Here is a 19,027-nt window from a genome sequence, read left to right as displayed (position 1 = left end):
CAAAATCTAATTAATTTTCTTTCTCACGTTAAACATCTACAACTTTTACTTTCTGACGACTACTCTGTAATAGTGAGTTGCGGTGGTTGCGGTGATTCTATTTTATATAAACACTTCCATGAGCCTTTAATCTACCTGTCGCACTTCTCTTTACAATCCGTCATATAAAAAAAGCCCTGAAAGAGAGCTTAGCAAACCTTATCTTTACAGAATCGCGGCGAAGCAACTGTACCGGTACGCTAACGACGATTCGGGGTTTGAACATCGGGCCGCGGACAGGCAATGGGGTTCGGATGCGGAATTGTTCGAAGCGTTCTTGAAAGCTTTTCGAACGGCGGATGCTCAAGTCATGTTTGACTCTTATCGCGAGCTAACGGACCGTGGCATGAAGATCGACAACGTACGCTTCATCCCAGGGAGCATCTGGTTTACTTTCAAGGATCCCGACGGCAACGTCTTGACCGTATCTTCGCCATTTATCGCCAAACAGGAGGAAAGACAAGATGGGTAAATCGATGTTTTATGGCGTTGTTCATTAAAAAGGGCTCATCGGCCTGGGAGGGTGGTTTGGAAATGGTTGCGGGCAATCGGGAGATCGTCGATTTCATCCCAGTCGTATAACGAGAACCCTCGCCGGGAAGCGTGAACGGGAATCTAGCCATTTGGCTAAACGGTTTTACCGGAAGCAAAGATGCCGATCACATGCTCGACTTTCTGGAAAAATTGGAGAACATAGGATTTGTGGCGATTTCATTCGATTTATACCATCATGGCGAGCGGCTCATGGAGATCGGACAAACTTACGCTTATCGAAATGCCGAATGTTGACCACGATGTCATCAAGGGGATGCATGAGCGATGTTTAGATTGGTTCGATAAGGTTGGAAAGAGATAGTACATTTCAGGAAACTTAATAAGTACTGAAGCCGGGTGATAAATAAACGGGGAGTGTTACCATTCATGGTTACCGATTCAAAGCTTCAGCAACTCTTTCATGAACCGATAGAACAGATCAAGTATCTTGATCCTGGTTATTCTGGGCATGCCAGTGATGTCTGGTTGGTCAAGACAGCTTCGGAGGAGTATGTCGTACGTTCATCCAGATGGACCGAAGCTCCGAGTCGTGAGTTTTGGTGGGGGATTTATGATTTGTTCGGGATCGATCCCAGACGAATGTGTTACTTCGAAGCAAACGCCGCTATGCTCAGTTCCATTGCAGACATTCCGGTGCCACGAGTACATACGCATACGGTCATCGAGGCAACGGAATATCTCGTCGTCGAAAAAATGAACGGCAAGGCGCTTCAGTCGTTCGTCGGTCAATCCGATGCCCTTCTACATCAATTAGGTGTCTGGTTGGCCCGCGTGCACTTGAAACGTTGCGATTACTTCGGAAACCTTGCCTGCACTCAAATCGAACGACAAGAATCCTTCCATGCTCGACTGTCCCAAACCATACGGCAGCTAGTCGAACGCGATTATTGGAATGATAGTAAGATCAAGGCACTCCTCGATGCAATGATTCTTGAACTTGGTGATCTGCCGATGCCGGATCACTTTTGTCCAGTGTTTATTGATCTGGATCCGTCACAGTTCCTAATTCAAGATGGTATGCTGTTGGCAGTCGTAGATGTTGAAGCCTATGCGGTAGGTCCTCGCGAGTTTGATTTTGTCGGATTGGAATATGTGTTGGATGAGATATCAGCCACCTCTTTCCTCAATGGCTATTCGACGATCCTTGATCCTCCCGATATATCAAACTATCGCAAGGCATACCGCTATTTTTACCTGCTTTTAGGAGTGCAAGGGTCCGTCGATTTGGATCGGTGGTTCGCGCAACAGGCACTGTTCCGACGTTAGCCTTTAAACAAATGGGGAACGAGAGTTAAGGAGTTTGCCTGAAGGCAGCTCCTTTTCTTTGTTGAAGTAGAAGGCAGGATAGTTCGGTATTTTCACGAATACTCTTTTGAAGAGAAAGATGAAGTAAGCCTATATTGCTGAAAGGAAAGATTATGACATGATTGCGATCCCTGATACATTTATTGAAAGAATGCGTGAACTCCACGGTGAACAAGGCGTCGAATGGTCTCAAGCGCTGCCCAAGGTTATTACCGACTTTGCTAACCGGTTCGATTTTAATCCAGAGGCGCCATTTTCTAATTTATCCTATAACTTCGTGCTCCTCGCAAAGCTCAAGGACGGGAAGCCCGCCGTACTTAAATCATCCTTTATGAAGGACGAGCTTTCCAAGGAAATCAGTGTGCTTCGTGCCTATCAGGGTCGAGGGGCGATTAATGTGCTTTATGCAGACGAAGATAGGGGCATGGCTTTGCTTGAGGGTGCCGATCCTGGAATGCCATTGTCTACAATTGAGGATGATACGCGTGCGACGGATATCTTTTGCGAAGTGTTTCGCCGCCTGCACCTTTCGGCCCCATCCGGTAGTCAGTTTCCGAGTATGAAGAAGCACTTCGCGGCGATCGAGCGATACCGAGAGAAGTTCGTCCACGATAACATTTCCTCGCCGCTACCCGAGAACTGGGTGGAAAATGCAGAAGAATGTCTGGCGTATCTCATTGCGACCACGAGTGAGAATGTACTATTGCATGGCGATCTGCACCATGAAAACATTCTTCGTCAAGGCGAGGAACAATGGGTTGTCATTGACCCCAAAGGCATCATCGGCGACATCCATTTCGAAACGATCCAGTATCTGCTTAATTACGAGGATCGAGGCGGCGATCGTGAGCATGTGTTACGAACCCGAATTGCGATTATGGCTGATCGCCTCGGCCTTGACCCTCGCCGAATCGCGATGTGGGGCGTAGCTCGAGGCGTCCTTGAAGCCTGCTGGATCATTGAAGAAGGCGGAACGGATTGGAACAGAGGCATCCAAATAACGGAACGCTTCGCCAAATTCCTAGATTGAAGTTAGTTTAATAAGACAAAAACCAATCGTACGGGTTGGTTTCTGACTTCAGCATTATTACGCAGCGCAACTAACTTGATTGTTTGGCAGCGCCGGGTGCAACTACTGGAATACTGCCGGATTGGTTAGACTGAGTCTCACCGATTGGACGTAAGTGACGAAACCGCGTAACGACAAGGATGAAGACAGCGAGCATGATAACGCCGCAGGCTGCCGCAACGGCGTGCATCCCGCCGGTAAAGGCATCGCGCGCGCCGATGAGTAGGGTTTTGCCGGCTTGTTCGGAGAGGCCTTCCGCTATAGCCGTGGCGCCGGCCAAGCTATCGCGGGAAGCTTGTTCCGCGGATGCCGGCAAGTCGGCAGGAATAGAGTTCGCCACTTGGTTGCGGTACACGATCGTGCCGATGCTGCCAAAGACCGCTATGCCCAGCGCGAAGGCGAATTCGCCGCTGGTTTGCAGCATGGACGCCGCCGATCCCGCCTTCTCCGGCGGGGCAGAGCCGATGATAAGGTCGCTGGACAGGCTCGGGAATGGGGCAGAACCTATATTGAAGCAAATGTACCCGAGCACCAGAAACGTGAGACCTGATTCAACCCCCACCTGGGTCAGCAGAAAACAACCCGTGGTCGATATCAATAGACCTATTCCGATAAGGCGAGCCGGTCGGATCCGGCGTGCGATAAGCGGCGAGAGAAGCATTCCGGCCATTGAGGCAATTACCCCTGGGAGCATATACAACCCTGCCTGAAGAGGGGACATTCCTTGCACAAACTGAAGGTGCTGCGCGATGAAAAGCATGGTCGCTCCGGTCAGTGTAATACCGAATATGCCCCCTAGCGCAGCGCTGAATCCGGGACTCGCGAACAGGCGCAGGTCCAGCAAGGGACTCGTATGCCTGCGTTGACGCAACACGAACAGCGTACCGAGGACGACGCCCACCAGTATTAACAGCGCAGGTACCATCTGCAGACCGTACTTGGCGATCTCCTTGAGGCCGTATATCACCGGCAGGATAGCGCCCAGAGATAACGCGACACTGGTTAAATCCAGCCGGCCGGATTCGGGGTGTCGGTATTCGGGTAGCAATATAGGTCCGACTACTAGCAGAAGCAACATGACCGGCACGCCTAGAAGAAACGCCGAGCCCCACCAGAAGTGATCCAACATGATGCCTCCCACCACCGGCCCAAGAGCCATTCCGCCCATCGAGCACGTTAACCATATTCCGATAGCGAGGGAGCGCTGCTTATGGGAACGGAACATGTTGCTTATTAAGGCTAGAGTTGAAGGCGAAACAGTCGCCCCGGCAATTCCTAGCAGTGCACGGGCCACAATGAGCATCTCAGCGCTTTGGGAGAATGCAGCCATTATCGAGGCCATGACGAATGTGGCTCCGCCGATCAACAGCAGTTTACGACGGCCGATCCGATCTCCCAGAGACCCCATGGTGATCAAGAACCCGGCAAGCATGAAGCCGTAGATATCGATGATCCACAGCTGCTGGGCACTGTCGGCACCGAGGTCGGCGCCAATGAGCGGCAGTGCTAGGATCATTACGGAGAGATCAATGGAGACAAGAAGGGCGGGTAGGGCAAGCACCGCAAGCCCGATCCATTCACGCGTGCCGGCTTGCATCTCGGTCACGTTCATAGCGTTTGTTGTGACTTGTTCGTTCATGGTTTATTTAGTCCTCTCATTGGTCGGCTAGCCGTGTAGTATTGGATTCAGAGCTAATTTCGCAATTCTCCAACTTTCCACTCCCGTTTCATATTCATCTTCTTACTCTTCGCGCGAGATTTTTACCGGTATCTGCATCATAATTCATTACGTCACGTAAGCTTCAAGCGCAAAATGAAATTTTTGTAAATATAAACTTGAAAAAGGGTGGAGGTGTTCGATGTGTTCTGGCTTGATTGAGAAATAGCATTTTATTTAAATATTTGTCCAAGCTAACGAAAAATCACTGACCGTAGCTGTCAGTGGTTTTTTTGTATGCTTGTAGTGCTTAAGCCAATAATGAAATGGAGGAATAAAAAATGTTTACACGAATTGAAGATTTTGCGACGGAATGGAGTAGTGAGGCGGAATTAACGGCAAGCGTGCTGGATGCACTTACGGATGATTCTCTTGGACAAGAGGTGATCGAAGGTAGACGAACGCTAGGACAAATTGCCTGGCATCTGGTTCGTTCCTTGCACTACATGACCTCTTTGGGGCTCGTGTTCGATGCTCACTCCGGAGGCGAATCGGCTCCGGCTTCTGCTGCGCTAATAGCCTCAGAGTATCGGCGGATCAGCAGGGATCTGCTGCATGCGGTTCGAACGCAGTGGAATGACGAAACTTTGCGCGAATCGGTTATGATTTACAATGAAGCTTGGTTGAATGGAAGTTCCCTTCGCTATACGATCATGCACCAAACGCATCATCGCGGACAGATGACCGTTCTTATGCGCCAAGCCGGTCTTCGATTGCCCAATGTCTACGGCCCGACTTACGAAACTTGGATCGAGCAAGGGATAGCGCCCTTAGTCTAATTTCCTTTACAATAGAACTATGGAAAGCGGCAGGTTAAATGCTTTTTTAAGAAAACGCCTTAGGGGGTGAAGAACGGCAATGTCCAAAGCGGATAATATGCTGTCCATTCTATGGCTACTTCGATCGGGGAAGCGGGTGACGGCGCAACAGCTCGCGGATGATCTGGAGATTCATGTTCGCACCGTATACCGATGCATTGATTCCTTGTGCGCGAGCGGAGCCCCGATTATTGCCGACTCCGGTCCTAAGGGTGGTTACCGGTTGCTCGGCGAATTCGTCGATTCCCCGTTGCTGTTCGATTCCGAAGAACAGAAAGCGCTCGTGCATGCATCCGTCTTCGCCAGGGAAGCGGGGTATCCGTTTACGGACGCGCTTACCCGAGCGGTCGATAAGCTGAAGCGATACACCAATGAAGAGCAGCTTGAATGGATTAACAGGCATAGCAGCGGGCTTGCCGTCATCCAGACACCTACGGCTTCGAGAGAGCTTGAATTGCTTAAACGGTTAGAGGAGGCCGCAGCCCGAGGAGAGTCGTTGAACATGGACTATGCCAAAGGGGCGGAGCCTACTCCCAGCCAACGAATCCTCGATCCCTACGGCATCGTGCATTGGAAAGGGATTTGGTACATTGTCGGATTTTGCCGTCTAAGACAAGAGGTCCGAAGCTTCCGCGTGGATCGCATAGTCCGTTTGGAAACGGTGGATATTCGTTTCGAACGTCCGGCCGCCTTTTCCGCGAAGGATTTCCTTTTGCGTTCTTTACTCCCGGAATCGCTCGACGCCGAGACGCTAGTCAACGTTAGGCTCCAAGGACATGAACACGCGCTTAACGAGCTATGCAAACATTGGCTATTCGGTCATGCGCTAATTGATCGCAAACGACCCGGCGAAGTTCTATTTAAGCTAGGGGAGCAGTCGCTTAAGACATACGTGCCGTACTTTCTTCTTCCGTACGGGAGGTCTCTTGAGATCCTAGAACCGCAAATGCTGATCGATAGAATGGCGGAGGTTAGCCTCGAAATGTATAAACACTATCAATCGATGCAAATAATAACAGAGAATAAGAAAGGATGAAAAAATGAGATGAACAAGTTTACTATGTTCGGAAAATTGACGGCTCACCCAGGGAAACGGGAGGAACTGATTTCATTATTGCTGGAATCTTCGCTTAGCTTGAATGATATGGAGGGCTGCGAGTTCTATATTATCAATGAATCCGTAGATGATCCCGATGCGATCTGGATCACTGAGCTGTGGAGCGATGCCCAAGCTCATGCCGACTCTCTCAAGAACGAAGAAGTACTGGCCGTCATTCAGCGCGCGCGACCTTTAATCGCAGGCATCGAGCCGATTCGGCTTCGTCCTGTCGGCGGCAAGGGATTATAACGCAGCCTACCTCGAACATGAATGAATTTTATTGTAATACGGAGGAAGAGTAATGCTAAACAAAATAGTCCCTTTTCAAGAACACTATCATGATAGATTAGTAGATATTTGGTACCGTGCCGTGCGTCTAACTCACACATTTTTGACGGATAAGGACATTGAATTTTATCATCGGATGGTTCAAAACGGAGCATTAAAGGAAGTCGAGATTTGGTTGGCATTAAACGAAGACGAAGTACCGACAGGGTTTGTTGGACTTGACGGAACGAAGATAGAGATGCTATTCGTGGATCCCCATTATCACGGAAAGGGGATTGGCAGTCAATTAATAAAGCATGCCGAAAAAGTAAAAGGAAGCCACCTCCATGTCGATGTGAACGAGCAGAACGAGGGAGCTCACGCATTCTATAAACGGTACGGCTTTATACAAATAGGACGATCGGAGCTGGATGGTTCAGGACGACCGTTTCCCTTGCTTCATTTAGAATTAAAACGTTAAGGGATACAAAACGAAGCGAGCCCTTTGTCCAAAAAGGCTCGCTTCGTTTCAAGCAGTTATTGTGTTAGCCATCAGTGTTATTGCATTTCTTTCGTAGGTCCCATCACGCCAGGCACGGGAAGGCCAGCTTGACGGAGCAATACCGTCATTTGACCGCGATGATGCGTCTGGTGATCGACGAGCATCCGCAGAAACTTGCCTCTGATCATTTTGCCGCCAAAAGCGTTGATTTCCTCAGTCATCATTTCATCCGTGAAATTCTTTGCTTCGCTATTATAAGCAGCGTTAATCGCTTCGTATTTCTCCACGATGTCGCCCATGCGCTCAGGTACTTTAGCCCCACGCTCGATCGCGGGAGTATTCAATCCGGCAATTTGTCCGAACGCTCCCGCCGTGCCGACCAAATGCCATGCCAGCCATCCTAGCGAGTTATGTCCTTCCACGATTGCCGTGTGCATTTTGTCGTCCGTGATCGCTTTCATAACGGACAGCGTTCCTGCGGCGGATGCCGACCATTCTGCCAAAAAGTCTTCTGCTTTACGGTACATGAGTTTGCCTCCAATGAATGTAATCTTATCCATTGTATACTCTATGGGACGATGAATTCAAACGGGGTGACCGTTTTTGTCAGATCGAGTGTTACCCTTTTCCTTTTTCCAGCTTCTCCACTTCTTTCGCCGCTTTCGAAGCCTTTTTGCCGATCTTGAACGATTTGGCTACCTTCGCGCTTTTCGTTGCTTTGAACAACTTAAGCGATTTGATGCCTTTTATTGATTTGAGGCCTTTCAAGGCGTTAAGACCAGTCAACGATCCGACTCCGACGAGCGCGTCGGCAAGCTGAGTGACGGAGATCGATGAGACTACCGCTATGATGCTTAGCCACTGTTCTCGGAAGAATTTGCGGGCGTCTTTGGTAATGAAGAAAAGCACGATCAACTCGACGATGAAGAACCACAATACGTAATAAGCGACGGTTTCTAGCGGCTTCAAGATCGCTTTGGATACGGGAGTAAAGCTGAGAATCGTGACGATGACAAGGAATATGGAGAGAACGAGGGAGGAAACCAGATACCATTTCTTAAAATACGCACTCATGCCCTATGCCTCCTGATGTACCAAGGAAAAAAGGTTAGTCTGAACGTGTCCGACGGGATAGATTTTAGTAATATTTTAACATCCGACTACAATTATGCAATGCTTGCTAATTAAGCTGCGGCGGGATTGTAGCGGATTTGCCGAATGATTGATGATTAAGAAATAGCTAACGGGCAGGACGTCGCAACTTTACACCCTTTAATTCGTTCTATTTTATGAAGATTATGGTCATTTTTGGTGCAAGACCCGAAGCGACGAAAATGTGCCCTGTCGTACAAGAGTTAAAAAGGCATCCGGAATGGTTCGAAACAAAAGTTGTCGTGACGGGGCAGCATCGAGAACAGCTTCATCAATCTCTAGCGCATTTTGATTCATATTCGTTCTTGGGGATACCCAAACTGCTTTATGCGGCGGGTTGGTTGCTTTTTTCAATAAAATACCGGTTGGACATATTGAAGCGGGATTACGTTCCCATAATATATATTCGCCATGGCCTGAAGAGGCAAACCGACAGATCATCGTCGTCGTAACCGATTGATTATAGATTTAAGGAAAACAAGTTGAATCGTATACTTCAGCGTGAAGCAAGAATTACAACCGTGACAGCCCATCGCAGGGAAAATTACGGCCAGCCCATGGAAAACATGTTTAATTCGATACGTCGCTCTTATCTTATATTGAGTGACTCGGGTGGACTTCAAGAAGAAACAAAGACTTCTATGATAGGATGACAAATGCCAGCAACATTTTCGGAGACGGACAAGCATCAAGACGTATTGTGAACGTACTGGCACATTACTTCGGGTTTATTCCCATCCTCCCAGTCGAATTCGAGGGATAGACTAGTGATAGCTGCGGCCTGCTGCGGTATGTTGAGCAAAGCTGCGGGGGGATTGTAATGAAAGTGCCGAAAGATTGAAGAAAAAAGGGTATCGAAACGACTGTGTGGAATTCAAACTTATGCAACTTAAATCGGATGCAGCTGAAGGAGAATCAGTCTATGAATCGCTCGTATACCCCGGTTAGACCGTTCAACCCCAAACGTCCAGGCGCCCTTGTCGGCGTCATTATGTCCGTGTCGGAGTACCTTGGCGCGCTTTATGGAAGCATTGCAGAGAAGAGGGAAGTCGGTTCTTACGGTCCTTGCGCCGAGTGCGGCGGTACCGTTACGTCGACCGAGATCAACCCCGACCGCATGATCGTTCCCGAGCTGTCGCTTAAGAACGGAGCAGTCCTCTTATGGGCTGGAACGGACTGCGCACCGGTGCCGAGAATCAGGCAACTGGCGACGATGCTTGGAATCGATTATCTGAGGCCGCTCGAGGAACAAGATCGGCAATTTATTTCTGTCCTGCTGTATGGGTACGACAAGGAGCCTGTTTCGTTTGTACATAATAAGCGGCTGCGGACGGACTATTACCGCGGTTGCGTATCCGATCTTCAAACTATGATTGATGCGCGCACCACCAGCAAAGGCAATCTGAGGATGATCTCGTTTTTCTCGAAACATTCGGAGTGTCCGGCGTGCGTGGGAACCGGGATGAGCAAGGGCGTGTTGGATATCCACATTTCTGGTTATACCCTGGCTGAGGCCTACAAGTTGCAGTTACCGGAAATGCTCTCTTTTATCAAGAACCTGCCGCAGTCGATGGACGCGCATGAGTTCGAAATAATCGGCCCCATCGTCAGTCATCTTGAGCCCATGCTTCTCTACTTGAGTACAATCGGACTTCGGAGGCTACCTCTGGCCTTAGTTGGCAAACATATGTTTGGTAAACTTTGTGAAACATAGGGGAGCGTGAAGAGTTTTGGACAGTTCAACTATAGTGATTGACCTTCTCTTAAGGAAATACAAAGCAGACCAGAAATGGACTCGCATCGTAATTGAACAGTTGACTGAAGAGGATATCGTATGGTCACCTACGCCTGAGAGTAACAGCATCGCAAATTTGGTAGCACACATTTCAGGGGCGTTATATCAATGGTTTGAAACCGCATACTTTGGTGCTCCACATATTGAAGACAGGAGTAAAGAATTCGAACGCGGTTTGCAAATGACAAAAGAGCAAGCTTTGGAACTTTCGAAGAAATCATACGACAGCGTCATACAAGTTCTAGAGATTATTAAAGCAAACCCAGAAAAGTTACTGGAGCAACCTTATTTAAACTTTCCAAAGTTCAGCAGTGCCGGCCTAGATAATCAATCCACGGTTCTAGAGATGCTTTTGCATCAATTCAGACATTTACCTAGTCACACGGGACAAATCCTTTACATTGCAAAAATGAGGAAGGGGCAGCTGTTATGGGAGTAACATTTAAATCGAAGAGTCTAAACTAGATAGTATGGAGGGAGTTCGGATGCAACAGGCTATCGTTGTTTATTTTCTTTCTGAAAAGAAAAACAACTTGGACGAATTAAATCATCTGCTTGCTAGTGGCTGGAAAGTAATAAATCAAAGTGCAATGGGTGGCGGAGGAGGGAATAATGCCGTTTATTCGTTAGTAGTTGTAGAAAAAGCTGATTAATAAATGAGGGTTGGCCGCCGAATGGGAATGGGAAAATACAGTTAAAAAGATAGTTTACCGCGATGATAGTCCTTTTGACTGTTACAATGATGCAAGAACGGTTCAATAAAGGGGAATTGCGATGAACAACGGCTTTCGGATCGATTCAGAGACAAATCGGCGCCATACGCTGAAGCAAACGAAACAAGCGGCACTTAATACCTTACAGAAATACGAAGTAGACTGGAGTTCCATTCACTTCATTCAGATATCCGAGCATGTCACCTTCCGCATAGTGACTGACGGGGGTGTACAGTTATTGCTCCGGATTCACCCGGAATGCAAACCGCGCGAGGAAACCATCTCCGAACTGGAATGGTTGGCGGCACTAAAACTCAAGGGTCTAATCTTACCCGAAGCGATATCGAATCGGGAAGGAGACTTTGTCACGAATGCAGCGACGAGCGACGGACAGCAGTGCCATGCTACCTTGCTGAGATGGATCGAAGGCGAGCGTTTGAAAAGAGAGGAGCTTTCAGAGGAGGCCATCCGGAAAATGGGGACTATGATGGCGAACCTACACGAGGCAAGCGCGGATTTTAAACCATCCGTCGGCTTTAAACGCCCATCTTGGGGCAGGCAAAGCTTTCAACAGGACTGGGAGCATTTGCAACTGTATCACAGTAATTTCATATCGGAAGAAGCTTTTGAGTTATACACGAAGGCCTTCATTAAGGTTTTTGATCATATTGGCACGTTCGTCAGCCATGAACGGAACTATGGGATGATCCATGCGGACTTACATAAAGATAATGTTATTTTTAGAGACAGCGAACCTTATCCCATCGATTTCGGCAGGTGCGGCTTTGGCTATCATCTCTACGACATTGCCCAATCGATCATGGGGCTGCATCCGCCACAGAGAGCTCTTTTCATCGAAGGTTATGAGAGGATAAGAAACATGGACGACGATGCTATTCCGAAGCTGGAGAGCTTTTTTATCATGGCGATCATTGAAGCATACAGCTTCCATGCGGAGAATCAACTTGAGTCCGAAGGGTTGATTGAAGAGCAGCCCTACGCACAAGCGATACTGCGAGCCTACATGAATGGAGAACCGTTCTTGTTCAAGTCGTTGGAGGTCTCTTAACTAAAACTTATAAAATGGACTTCGTAAATCAGGGATCAATTTATTATTTCCGAATGCTTCATAACATTTCGTGCATTACGACAGCAGGCTGCCAAATGCGGTAGCTTGTTCAGTTTTATGGCAGGATAGTGTAATTAAATCTCGAATTCCTCAGATATTGGATATTTGCGAAGTTCGTAGATTAGGAGTTATGTGAAACTCCCGAAGAGCTCTAAAAATCATTGAATAGAGGTGATACCTCATTCATCAAGTAAGAATTTATAACTACTTTAAGATAAGGCGACTACGAAATGATTTGAAATTAATTAAACCCGTCTTTGAAATATTGCAAGATCAAAAAGAGATATTTGAAAACCATTGGAATTTAAGATCTGAAGCATATGAATTATTAAGTGAAGAGGACATAAAAGATATTTTAATATTTACAAAACAGAAACTCATTGAATTAAAGAATTATATCGGTACAGTTAAAGAAAATAAGAAAACAATGGAATGTCTATATTTCTATAAGGATCATGTTGATTTATTACTGAGATACCATCTGAGGAAGTTTGACGGATACCCTGGAACTTACATGTATATTTATAGTGAATTACTACTTGGAGCGGAAAGATATCTGAATATTAAGAACGAATTAAGGCGATTGGGTTGCATTATCGAGGAAGACAGGAGTATCACATAAACCCTATTCACGCTTCGGGCCATTCGGCCCTCGGTCCGGCAGATGTTAGAAGTAAATTCGAAGAGGCAATTGCTGTAGCATGGAAGTAGATTTAGCCGGACACATCCGCTCCGACTAACCGCATCGCGGCCGCCCTTCGGGCTTAAGGGAGTTGGACGTCGTGAATAAAAGAACGTTAGATGAAATTCAATCTAAGGCTTTTTAAATAAAGAAATGGTACAATAATTTTAATTTGATTGGAGGGATCAATCGTGAAATGGGATGAAGTTCAAAACATATATCCTGATCAATTTGTTAAGTTCGAAATACTGCATTCAAAAGAAGAAGATAACAAAGAGATTATTGATGAAGTTGCTTTGATTGGTCCAGTCAAAGATGAGGATGCAACCCACGAATTGCTCAATTGTAAGAATAGAACGCTTGTTTACCATACATCTAAGGATAAGGTCGAAGTAATAATAAGAAAGAACATCGGGTTAAGGAGATACCTTTAGATGCAAATTAAATATAAGGATGGACTCCTCTTTACCCAGGTTAGAATTAAATTTAAAGGTCAAAGTAAAGTAATTGAGAATATAGTAATTGACACAGGAGCAAGCCATACATTACTTTCACAAGATGCAGTTGACGAGTTAGATATAAGAGCGACCAAAGAAGATCACTTTATAACTAGTTTTGGAATCGGCGGAGAAGAGCATGCATTTATTAAAAAGATAGATTCAATTGAAATTGGTGATTATTTAATTCAAAATGTGGAATTAGATTTTACATCATTTAAGTATCACAATATAAACGGACTACTTGGATTGGATATCTTACTAAAAGGAAAATTCAATATTGATTTACTCAACTTAGAGCTCAAGCGTCTGCAATGAAAATTGCAGATTTTTTATTGGAAATTTCATGGAAGAGATTGAACTTCACCTAAACCATATTTACGCATCGGGGCATTCGCCCCTCGGTCCGGACCGGAGATGAAGAGGACTCGACTGGAGTGATCTCAGATACGAAGAAGCGGAAGGAGTTTACATCCAACTCCCTAACCATATCGCGGCCAGTCACTTCGTTCCTTTAGGGTGGTGGGACGCTGTGAATAAATCAACGGGTGAAATTCCCTTAGAGCATAAGAACATTTTATCAAATTTGTATTTTTGAATTATAATATTATCAAAGACCGAAGTTCTTAAAACGGAGGGTGATACGCTTGAATAAAGATGAAGTGCAGAAAACCATAAATGAACATAAAGCATATTTGTCAGAAACCTATTCGGTAGAGAAAATCGGATTACTCGGATCATTTGTAAGAGATGAACAAACCGAAAACAGCGATATAGACTTATTGGTGGAATTTAAGAAACCTGTTGGATTTGAATTCATTGAATTGAAAGAGTATCTGGAGGCAAAAACCAGTAGATCTGGTAACCGTAAATGCCCTAAAACCATTCATGAGGGAACAAGTGATGAATGAGGTACAATTTCAATGAAGAAGAAAAACGTATACTTAAAAGACATCCAAGAATCAATAAACAAAATTGAAATGTACATCCAAGGAATCGATTACGATTCCTTTTGTTTTAATGATGTTTGATGCTGTAATAAGAAATTTGGAAGGCATGGGCGAAGCAGCAAGAAATGCACCTGATGAGATTAATATAAAATACCCTGTTATCCAATGGAGACAGATGATAGGTGTAAGAAATATTTTAATACATGAGTACTTTGGAATTTTGGCAGATCATCAAAACAAATTTACCAGAGATTAAGCCAATACTATTGAAGGCTATTCAAGAAGATGGGGACATTACCTAACACAATATTCGCGCTACGGGCCATTCAGCACTTGATCTGCCCAAACTGTTTTTTAAGGAAGCGGAGACAGGCAGATACATCCATTTCTAACCTAAAACTACCCAATGATTTTTTTCTTGAGAGGAGAGAATTAAGTGAATATTAAATACAGAAACGCTGATTTAGAAGATGAAGAAGAGTTGTTTGTTTTAGCGGAGAATCTGGCGACAAGTAATAAACTTAATAAGACCGATTTTTCAAGAATTTTTTCAGAACTCTTAAGTAATAATAATGTTGATTTAGTAATAGCAGAAACGGAATCAAGATTAGTAGGATATGCAATGTCGTTTCACCACTCAACATTTTACGCAAATGGTTTAATAAGCTGGGTAGAAGAGTTGATTGTTTTAGAAGAATATAGAGGAAAGAGGATTGGAAAGAAATTGATGAAAATAATTGAAGAGAAAGCTTATGGTCGTGGTTCAAAACTCGTTGCACTCGCTACAAGAAGAGCTAGTGAATTTTACAAGGCAATTGGGTATGATGAATCCGCAATATATTTCAAAAAGACTTTAACTTAGAACGACAAGAATAATTTAATTTTGGAAGTTGCTCGAAGGAGTCGCTGACATCGCCTTACACCATATTCGCGCATCGGGCCATTCGTCCCTCGTCCGCCAGAGGTTTTTCGGGGAAGTTATAACAGCCGGACACATCGATTTTCCTAAGATAGGAGCTATCTATGGAAGATCGACTTCGTGAATTCAAGAACGTTAGACGAAATCAGCGCAAAGCAAAAATAAACGATAACATCAATCAGAGAATCCAGGAGGCGAACAGCGTGTTGCTTACATAAGTAGGACTTCTGATAACACAATATTCACGCTGCAGAGCTATCTAAGTGAAATGGACAGCGAAGGTAAAATTATTTCAAATTTATAAGGAATGATTAATTTGAACTTTCAAGCGTTATTTAATGAACCAATTGAATCACAAATTTCTCTTGGTGGTCATGCTAGTGATGTTTGGCTTATCAGAACTTCAAAAGAAGAAGTTGTCGTCAGGGCTTCGGGAGTTCGAGAAGATTCCGATGCACCGTTTTTATATGGTTGCAGAACTTTATTTGGAACTGAACTAAACAAAACATTTGATATAGAGTTTATTAATGTAGAACTGAGTAAAGTCAGTCCAATTTCGATCCCGCAAGTGAAAAGGAAACAAGTTATTAATGATGTTGAATTTGTTGTCGTTGATATGATGGTTGGCAAGAATGGTTCTTTTTCCAACATCAACCTTGAAGTTTTTTAGAGAATTTCGGAAGAGACTTAGCGATTATACATAAACATACTTTCAAAGAGTGTGGGAACATAAAAGGCACTTGTAGATTTCCAACTTCTCAATTCAATGCTAGGCTCGCCAGAGTCATAACTGAAATATCAAATAAGTATTACAAAAAAAGTGAAGAAGAACAAATGATTCATAATGAGATTATAAAAAAACTACAAGTAAATCCGGCACCTAGTATTTCTTCATTTGTGATGGTGGACATGGATTCACGTCAACTACTATTTGATGATAAGAGGGTAACAGCCATAGTCGACACTGAAGCATATGTCATCGGACCTAGAGAATTAGATTTAGTCACAATTGAATGTAATTTAACTTCAAATGGAGCACGAGCATTCAAAAGAGGATACGAAAGCATAGGTGAATTTCCTGATTTGACGCAATGTAGAGAGCCATATAGATATTTCTTCTCACTTTTAGAAGTAAAAGGTCCAATTGATTATAAAGAATGGACTAATACTCCTAAGTATTTTGATTGTATAAGTGAGTAATTATTTGCCTTTTGAGGTGAACAAAATACCATTTCCAGATGAAAATGAGCAAATAAAAATCTTCTTGGTACAAGCTGAATTCGTACCGGATGATTTAAGTTGGAGAATCTTGTATGAAGGGAAAACAGACAAAAGTAAATATCATTTTGTGAAGGTTAATGCAAAAACGAAAGAAATAATTTCTATTGAGTAGTCAAAAAAGTTGATTATGTTCGGGGGAACAGAATCAGTGGACAACCATACTCCAGCTAATATAAGAGCTATCTAAGCCGGTGAGGATTCATGAATAAAAGAACGTTATACGCAAGTTCGATAAAATCAGTAAAATGAATAACTTTCAAAATCTAATTTAAGAGTAAATCTACTAAAAAAAACGATGCCAGAAACTGATTGTGTAACAAACTTCACTTTGTCCACCTACACCATACATTCTTATGGCTCTTCCATTGTTCTATAAGAACTTGTTCTAATTGGATGGAACCTAATTTATACTTCAAGTTTATGGAAACAGTAGGAAGCCCATTATACATTTCAATTTTCATAGCTTTCTTAATAACCCTGTTGCTATTCACTGATGTAGCGTCTATTGCTTCAACTAGAACCCATTTTTCTGGATAATTTTCTCTAATTGTAGACCATTTCATAAAGTGAACCTCCCTATTCAAGAGCAATAATTATATTAACTCAACAAAAGAAATTTGAATGTAATTCAAGAAGAACGAACCATCGCATAAACCATATTCACGTGCTGCGGCCTTTGCCCTCGATCAACCGGACATATCCGCAACGACTAAGCGCACCGCACCCGGCCACTTCGTGGTCTAAGTCGGTGGGATGTCTTGAATACAACGTTATCGGAAATCCACGAGAGTTGAGACATCAATGACATCAAAAAGATCTATTTCACCCAAAACGGAGGGTAATTATGAAAGTAAAACGGATTGTAACAAACATCCATTCAGATGCTGTTTCAAAGGCTAAATCCTTTTATCAAGATGCTCTAGGACTCCATTTAATAATGGATCAGGGTTGGATTACAACTTATGGATTTGATCAAGATATGAAAGTACAAATTTCAATTGCTTCGCAAGGGGGATCTGAGACTCCGACCCCTGACATATCAATTGAAGTTGACGATGTTGATACCGCATATACAAGAATCAGAGAAGCTGGGTTTCAGATAGAATACGGACCTGTAAATGAACCTTGGGGTGTGAGAAGATTTTATGTAAGAGATCCATTTGGAAAATTAGTAAATATTCTTGCTCAACAGTAGAATGTTATTTTCAGTACACGCTTTGAAGACGGTAACATTAGTTAGCAGGTGGGACGTCGTAAATACAAGAACGTTAGGTAAAATCGGAGCTGAAGGGAATATTGCTATGAAGGGCTATATAGGTGCTTTTGCAATATACATTTCATTCATATTTGCTGGATTATTAATGGACACATGGCCATTAAAATATGTAGATGATCAGTACGTTAAAAGCAGTATTTATCTTTTTGTTATATTCAATTCTATTCTAGCTATTTTGTTGTTAATCTCTGCAAGAATTATAAATAGATATAAGGGCCTGATCGGTGTAATAGTGCTTATGACTTGGATTCTAATATCAACAGTATTCGGAATAAGTAAGATGATGAATGATAACGATAAATTTGTTTCTGGTGATTGGAATAAGTTATTTGGCTGGGATTTTGTTTTATGGGAAGTGGGGATACCCCTTTACATCGGGATACCACAAATCTTTTTTATTTTAGGTCATGTGTTTATAAGGTTACTTTATGAAGGCCAGAAACATAATTCTTGATAATGAAAGGAAGGTGCCGAAATTACCTAACACTACATTTACGCATCGGGTACGCCCCGCGGTCCGGTACAAGTTTGAAGTTGATTAGAAGAAGCATTTCAGTAGCAGGGAAGCGGAATTAGCCTGACACATCGTTCACCCTAGGATAGGTGCTTATCTAAGGAGATTGGACGTCGTGAATGTAAGAACGTTAATTGAAATTGAGGTGAAAACAAATTTGAAGGTCAAACGATTAATTTACCTTGTAATTGTTTGGTCAATTTTTCTTGTTTATCTTTCAATTTTGTTCAAGGTTGTTCTATTTAAATATTCGCACTCGCAATCGTTCATAATTGAAAGAATACAAACTCAACTTCATTGGGAAAGCATTAAGATCAAAATTTATTACTATAGTAATTTGATTCCTTTCAGAACTATTTATAATTATGTTATTAATAATGAGAATTGGAGGATTGGATATATAAATGTGGTAGGGAATACAATTCTCTTTATACCATTTGGATTAATAATTTCTGCAATGATGTATAAGAGCAACTCTAATCGAAGGATATTTTCGTATGCTACACTAACGAGTTTATCACTTGAAGTAATTCAATTAATTTTAGGATTGGGACAATTTGATATAGATGACTTGATATTAAACTCCATTGGAGCAATTATTGGGATAATGCTTTTTAATTTTGTAACGATTATTTACAGAAGCATATTTCGAAAATGGATAAAAGAAGACCTCATCGTCCGATAGCACCATATTTGTGTTCGGGGGTTTTCCCTCGGTCCTTACAGACTTGTTATCAGCTTTAAGCCA

General features: G+C 43.6%; 26 protein-coding genes and 1 pseudogene. 23 read left to right on the top strand and 4 right to left on the bottom strand.

Annotated features, from left to right (window positions below; translation table 11 throughout):
* The first annotated feature begins 349 nt into the window (after positions 1–349).
* The 3 genes from HH215_RS06920 to HH215_RS06910 all read left to right on the top strand — a co-directional run bounded on the left by HH215_RS06920 (position 350) and on the right by HH215_RS06910 (position 2,929).
* Complete coding sequence (locus HH215_RS06920) at positions 350–511, top strand: hypothetical protein (RefSeq protein WP_169279230.1); 162 nt, start codon at positions 350–352, stop codon at positions 509–511.
* Positions 512–960: 449 nt separating this feature from the next.
* Positions 961–1,860 carry a phosphotransferase gene (locus HH215_RS06915; protein WP_169279229.1) on the top strand — a complete coding sequence of 300 codons (900 nt, stop codon included), beginning with the start codon at positions 961–963 and terminating at the stop codon, positions 1,858–1,860.
* Between the two features lie 157 nt (positions 1,861–2,017).
* Positions 2,018–2,929, top strand: a complete 912-nt coding sequence (locus HH215_RS06910) for an aminoglycoside phosphotransferase family protein (RefSeq protein ID WP_169279228.1) — start codon at positions 2,018–2,020, stop codon at positions 2,927–2,929.
* 70 nt (positions 2,930–2,999) lie between these two features.
* Here HH215_RS06910 and HH215_RS06905 read toward each other — a convergent pair whose 3' ends face one another.
* A complete protein-coding gene (locus tag HH215_RS06905) occupies positions 3,000–4,565 on the bottom strand; it encodes an MFS transporter (RefSeq protein ID WP_254450550.1) in 1,566 nt (521 codons plus the stop codon).
* Positions 4,566–4,966: 401 nt separating this feature from the next.
* Between HH215_RS06905 and HH215_RS06900 the strand changes: the two genes are divergently transcribed.
* From HH215_RS06900 to HH215_RS06885, 4 genes are all read left to right on the top strand, one after another.
* Positions 4,967–5,464, top strand: a complete 498-nt coding sequence (locus HH215_RS06900; protein ID WP_169279227.1) for a DinB family protein — start codon at positions 4,967–4,969, stop codon at positions 5,462–5,464.
* Positions 5,465–5,543: 79 nt separating this feature from the next.
* Complete coding sequence (locus HH215_RS06895; protein ID WP_169279226.1) at positions 5,544–6,539, top strand: helix-turn-helix transcriptional regulator; 996 nt, start codon at positions 5,544–5,546, stop codon at positions 6,537–6,539.
* Between the two features lie 9 nt (positions 6,540–6,548).
* Complete coding sequence (locus HH215_RS06890; protein ID WP_169279225.1) at positions 6,549–6,851, top strand: putative quinol monooxygenase; 303 nt, start codon at positions 6,549–6,551, stop codon at positions 6,849–6,851.
* Positions 6,852–6,903: 52 nt separating this feature from the next.
* On the top strand, positions 6,904–7,350 hold the full coding sequence (locus tag HH215_RS06885; RefSeq protein ID WP_169279224.1) for an acetyltransferase: 447 nt from the start codon (positions 6,904–6,906) through the stop codon (positions 7,348–7,350).
* A 77-nt stretch (positions 7,351–7,427) separates the two neighbouring features.
* Here HH215_RS06885 and HH215_RS06880 read toward each other — a convergent pair whose 3' ends face one another.
* Together HH215_RS06880 and HH215_RS06875 are read right to left on the bottom strand one after the other, a co-directional pair.
* A complete protein-coding gene (locus HH215_RS06880) occupies positions 7,428–7,898 on the bottom strand; it encodes a DinB family protein (protein WP_169279223.1) in 471 nt (156 codons plus the stop codon).
* 91 nt (positions 7,899–7,989) lie between these two features.
* Complete coding sequence (locus tag HH215_RS06875; protein ID WP_169279222.1) at positions 7,990–8,445, bottom strand: ion transporter; 456 nt, start codon at positions 8,443–8,445, stop codon at positions 7,990–7,992.
* A 215-nt stretch (positions 8,446–8,660) separates the two neighbouring features.
* Here HH215_RS06875 and HH215_RS36995 point away from each other — a divergent pair.
* From HH215_RS36995 to HH215_RS06810, 13 genes and pseudogenes are all read left to right on the top strand, one after another.
* Positions 8,661–9,286: pseudogene (locus HH215_RS36995) on the top strand (UDP-N-acetylglucosamine 2-epimerase).
* Between the two features lie 159 nt (positions 9,287–9,445).
* Positions 9,446–10,237, top strand: coding sequence for an excinuclease ABC subunit UvrA (locus HH215_RS06865; RefSeq protein WP_169279221.1), 792 nt, complete (start codon positions 9,446–9,448; stop codon positions 10,235–10,237).
* A 16-nt stretch (positions 10,238–10,253) separates the two neighbouring features.
* On the top strand, positions 10,254–10,757 hold the full coding sequence (locus tag HH215_RS06860) for a DinB family protein (protein WP_169279220.1): 504 nt from the start codon (positions 10,254–10,256) through the stop codon (positions 10,755–10,757).
* A 46-nt stretch (positions 10,758–10,803) separates the two neighbouring features.
* Positions 10,804–10,971 carry a hypothetical protein gene (locus tag HH215_RS06855; RefSeq protein ID WP_169279219.1) on the top strand — a complete coding sequence of 56 codons (168 nt, stop codon included), beginning with the start codon at positions 10,804–10,806 and terminating at the stop codon, positions 10,969–10,971.
* A gap of 121 nt (positions 10,972–11,092) precedes the next feature.
* Positions 11,093–12,100, top strand: coding sequence for a phosphotransferase enzyme family protein (locus HH215_RS06850; RefSeq protein WP_169279218.1), 1,008 nt, complete (start codon positions 11,093–11,095; stop codon positions 12,098–12,100).
* A gap of 295 nt (positions 12,101–12,395) precedes the next feature.
* Positions 12,396–12,782, top strand: a complete 387-nt coding sequence (locus tag HH215_RS06845) for a hypothetical protein (RefSeq protein WP_169279217.1) — start codon at positions 12,396–12,398, stop codon at positions 12,780–12,782.
* Between the two features lie 251 nt (positions 12,783–13,033).
* The gene (locus tag HH215_RS06840) at positions 13,034–13,276 is read left to right on the top strand and encodes a hypothetical protein (RefSeq protein WP_169279216.1); all 243 of its coding nucleotides are present in this window, start codon (positions 13,034–13,036) and stop codon (positions 13,274–13,276) included.
* Positions 13,277–13,657: a retropepsin-like aspartic protease gene (locus tag HH215_RS06835; protein WP_169279215.1), complete on the top strand. Its 381-nt coding sequence runs from the start codon at positions 13,277–13,279 to the stop codon at positions 13,655–13,657.
* A gap of 329 nt (positions 13,658–13,986) precedes the next feature.
* Positions 13,987–14,250, top strand: coding sequence for a nucleotidyltransferase family protein (locus HH215_RS06830; RefSeq protein ID WP_254450396.1), 264 nt, complete (start codon positions 13,987–13,989; stop codon positions 14,248–14,250).
* A 109-nt stretch (positions 14,251–14,359) separates the two neighbouring features.
* Positions 14,360–14,545 (top strand): HepT-like ribonuclease domain-containing protein, encoded by a 186-nt coding sequence (locus HH215_RS36305; protein ID WP_310735563.1) that lies wholly within the window; start codon positions 14,360–14,362, stop codon positions 14,543–14,545.
* A gap of 180 nt (positions 14,546–14,725) precedes the next feature.
* Positions 14,726–15,151, top strand: a complete 426-nt coding sequence (locus HH215_RS06820) for a GNAT family N-acetyltransferase (RefSeq protein WP_217362282.1) — start codon at positions 14,726–14,728, stop codon at positions 15,149–15,151.
* A gap of 373 nt (positions 15,152–15,524) precedes the next feature.
* Positions 15,525–15,878 carry a hypothetical protein gene (locus HH215_RS06815; protein WP_169279214.1) on the top strand — a complete coding sequence of 118 codons (354 nt, stop codon included), beginning with the start codon at positions 15,525–15,527 and terminating at the stop codon, positions 15,876–15,878.
* Positions 15,879–16,042: 164 nt separating this feature from the next.
* The gene (locus HH215_RS06810) at positions 16,043–16,408 is read left to right on the top strand and encodes a hypothetical protein (protein WP_169279213.1); all 366 of its coding nucleotides are present in this window, start codon (positions 16,043–16,045) and stop codon (positions 16,406–16,408) included.
* Between the two features lie 404 nt (positions 16,409–16,812).
* Here the strand turns inward: HH215_RS06810 and HH215_RS06805 are convergent, their stop codons facing one another.
* Positions 16,813–17,052 carry a hypothetical protein gene (locus tag HH215_RS06805; protein ID WP_169279212.1) on the bottom strand — a complete coding sequence of 80 codons (240 nt, stop codon included), beginning with the start codon at positions 17,050–17,052 and terminating at the stop codon, positions 16,813–16,815.
* A gap of 281 nt (positions 17,053–17,333) precedes the next feature.
* Here HH215_RS06805 and HH215_RS06800 point away from each other — a divergent pair, with 281 nt between their 5' ends.
* The 3 genes from HH215_RS06800 to HH215_RS36990 all read left to right on the top strand — a co-directional run bounded on the left by HH215_RS06800 (position 17,334) and on the right by HH215_RS36990 (position 18,964).
* Positions 17,334–17,684, top strand: coding sequence for a VOC family protein (locus HH215_RS06800; RefSeq protein ID WP_169279211.1), 351 nt, complete (start codon positions 17,334–17,336; stop codon positions 17,682–17,684).
* A 106-nt stretch (positions 17,685–17,790) separates the two neighbouring features.
* The gene (locus HH215_RS06795) at positions 17,791–18,219 is read left to right on the top strand and encodes a hypothetical protein (protein ID WP_169279210.1); all 429 of its coding nucleotides are present in this window, start codon (positions 17,791–17,793) and stop codon (positions 18,217–18,219) included.
* A 175-nt stretch (positions 18,220–18,394) separates the two neighbouring features.
* Entirely contained in the window at positions 18,395–18,964 is a 570-nt protein-coding gene (locus HH215_RS36990; RefSeq protein ID WP_169279209.1) for a VanZ family protein, read from the top strand.
* Positions 18,965–19,027 lie beyond the last annotated feature (63 nt).

Origin of the sequence: Cohnella herbarum (assembly GCF_012849095.1) — a bacterium.
Lineage (GTDB): Bacteria > Bacillota > Bacilli > Paenibacillales > Paenibacillaceae > Cohnella > Cohnella herbarum.
The sequence above is the reverse complement of the archived record's forward strand: the minus strand, read 5'-3'. Positions and strand labels throughout refer to the sequence as shown.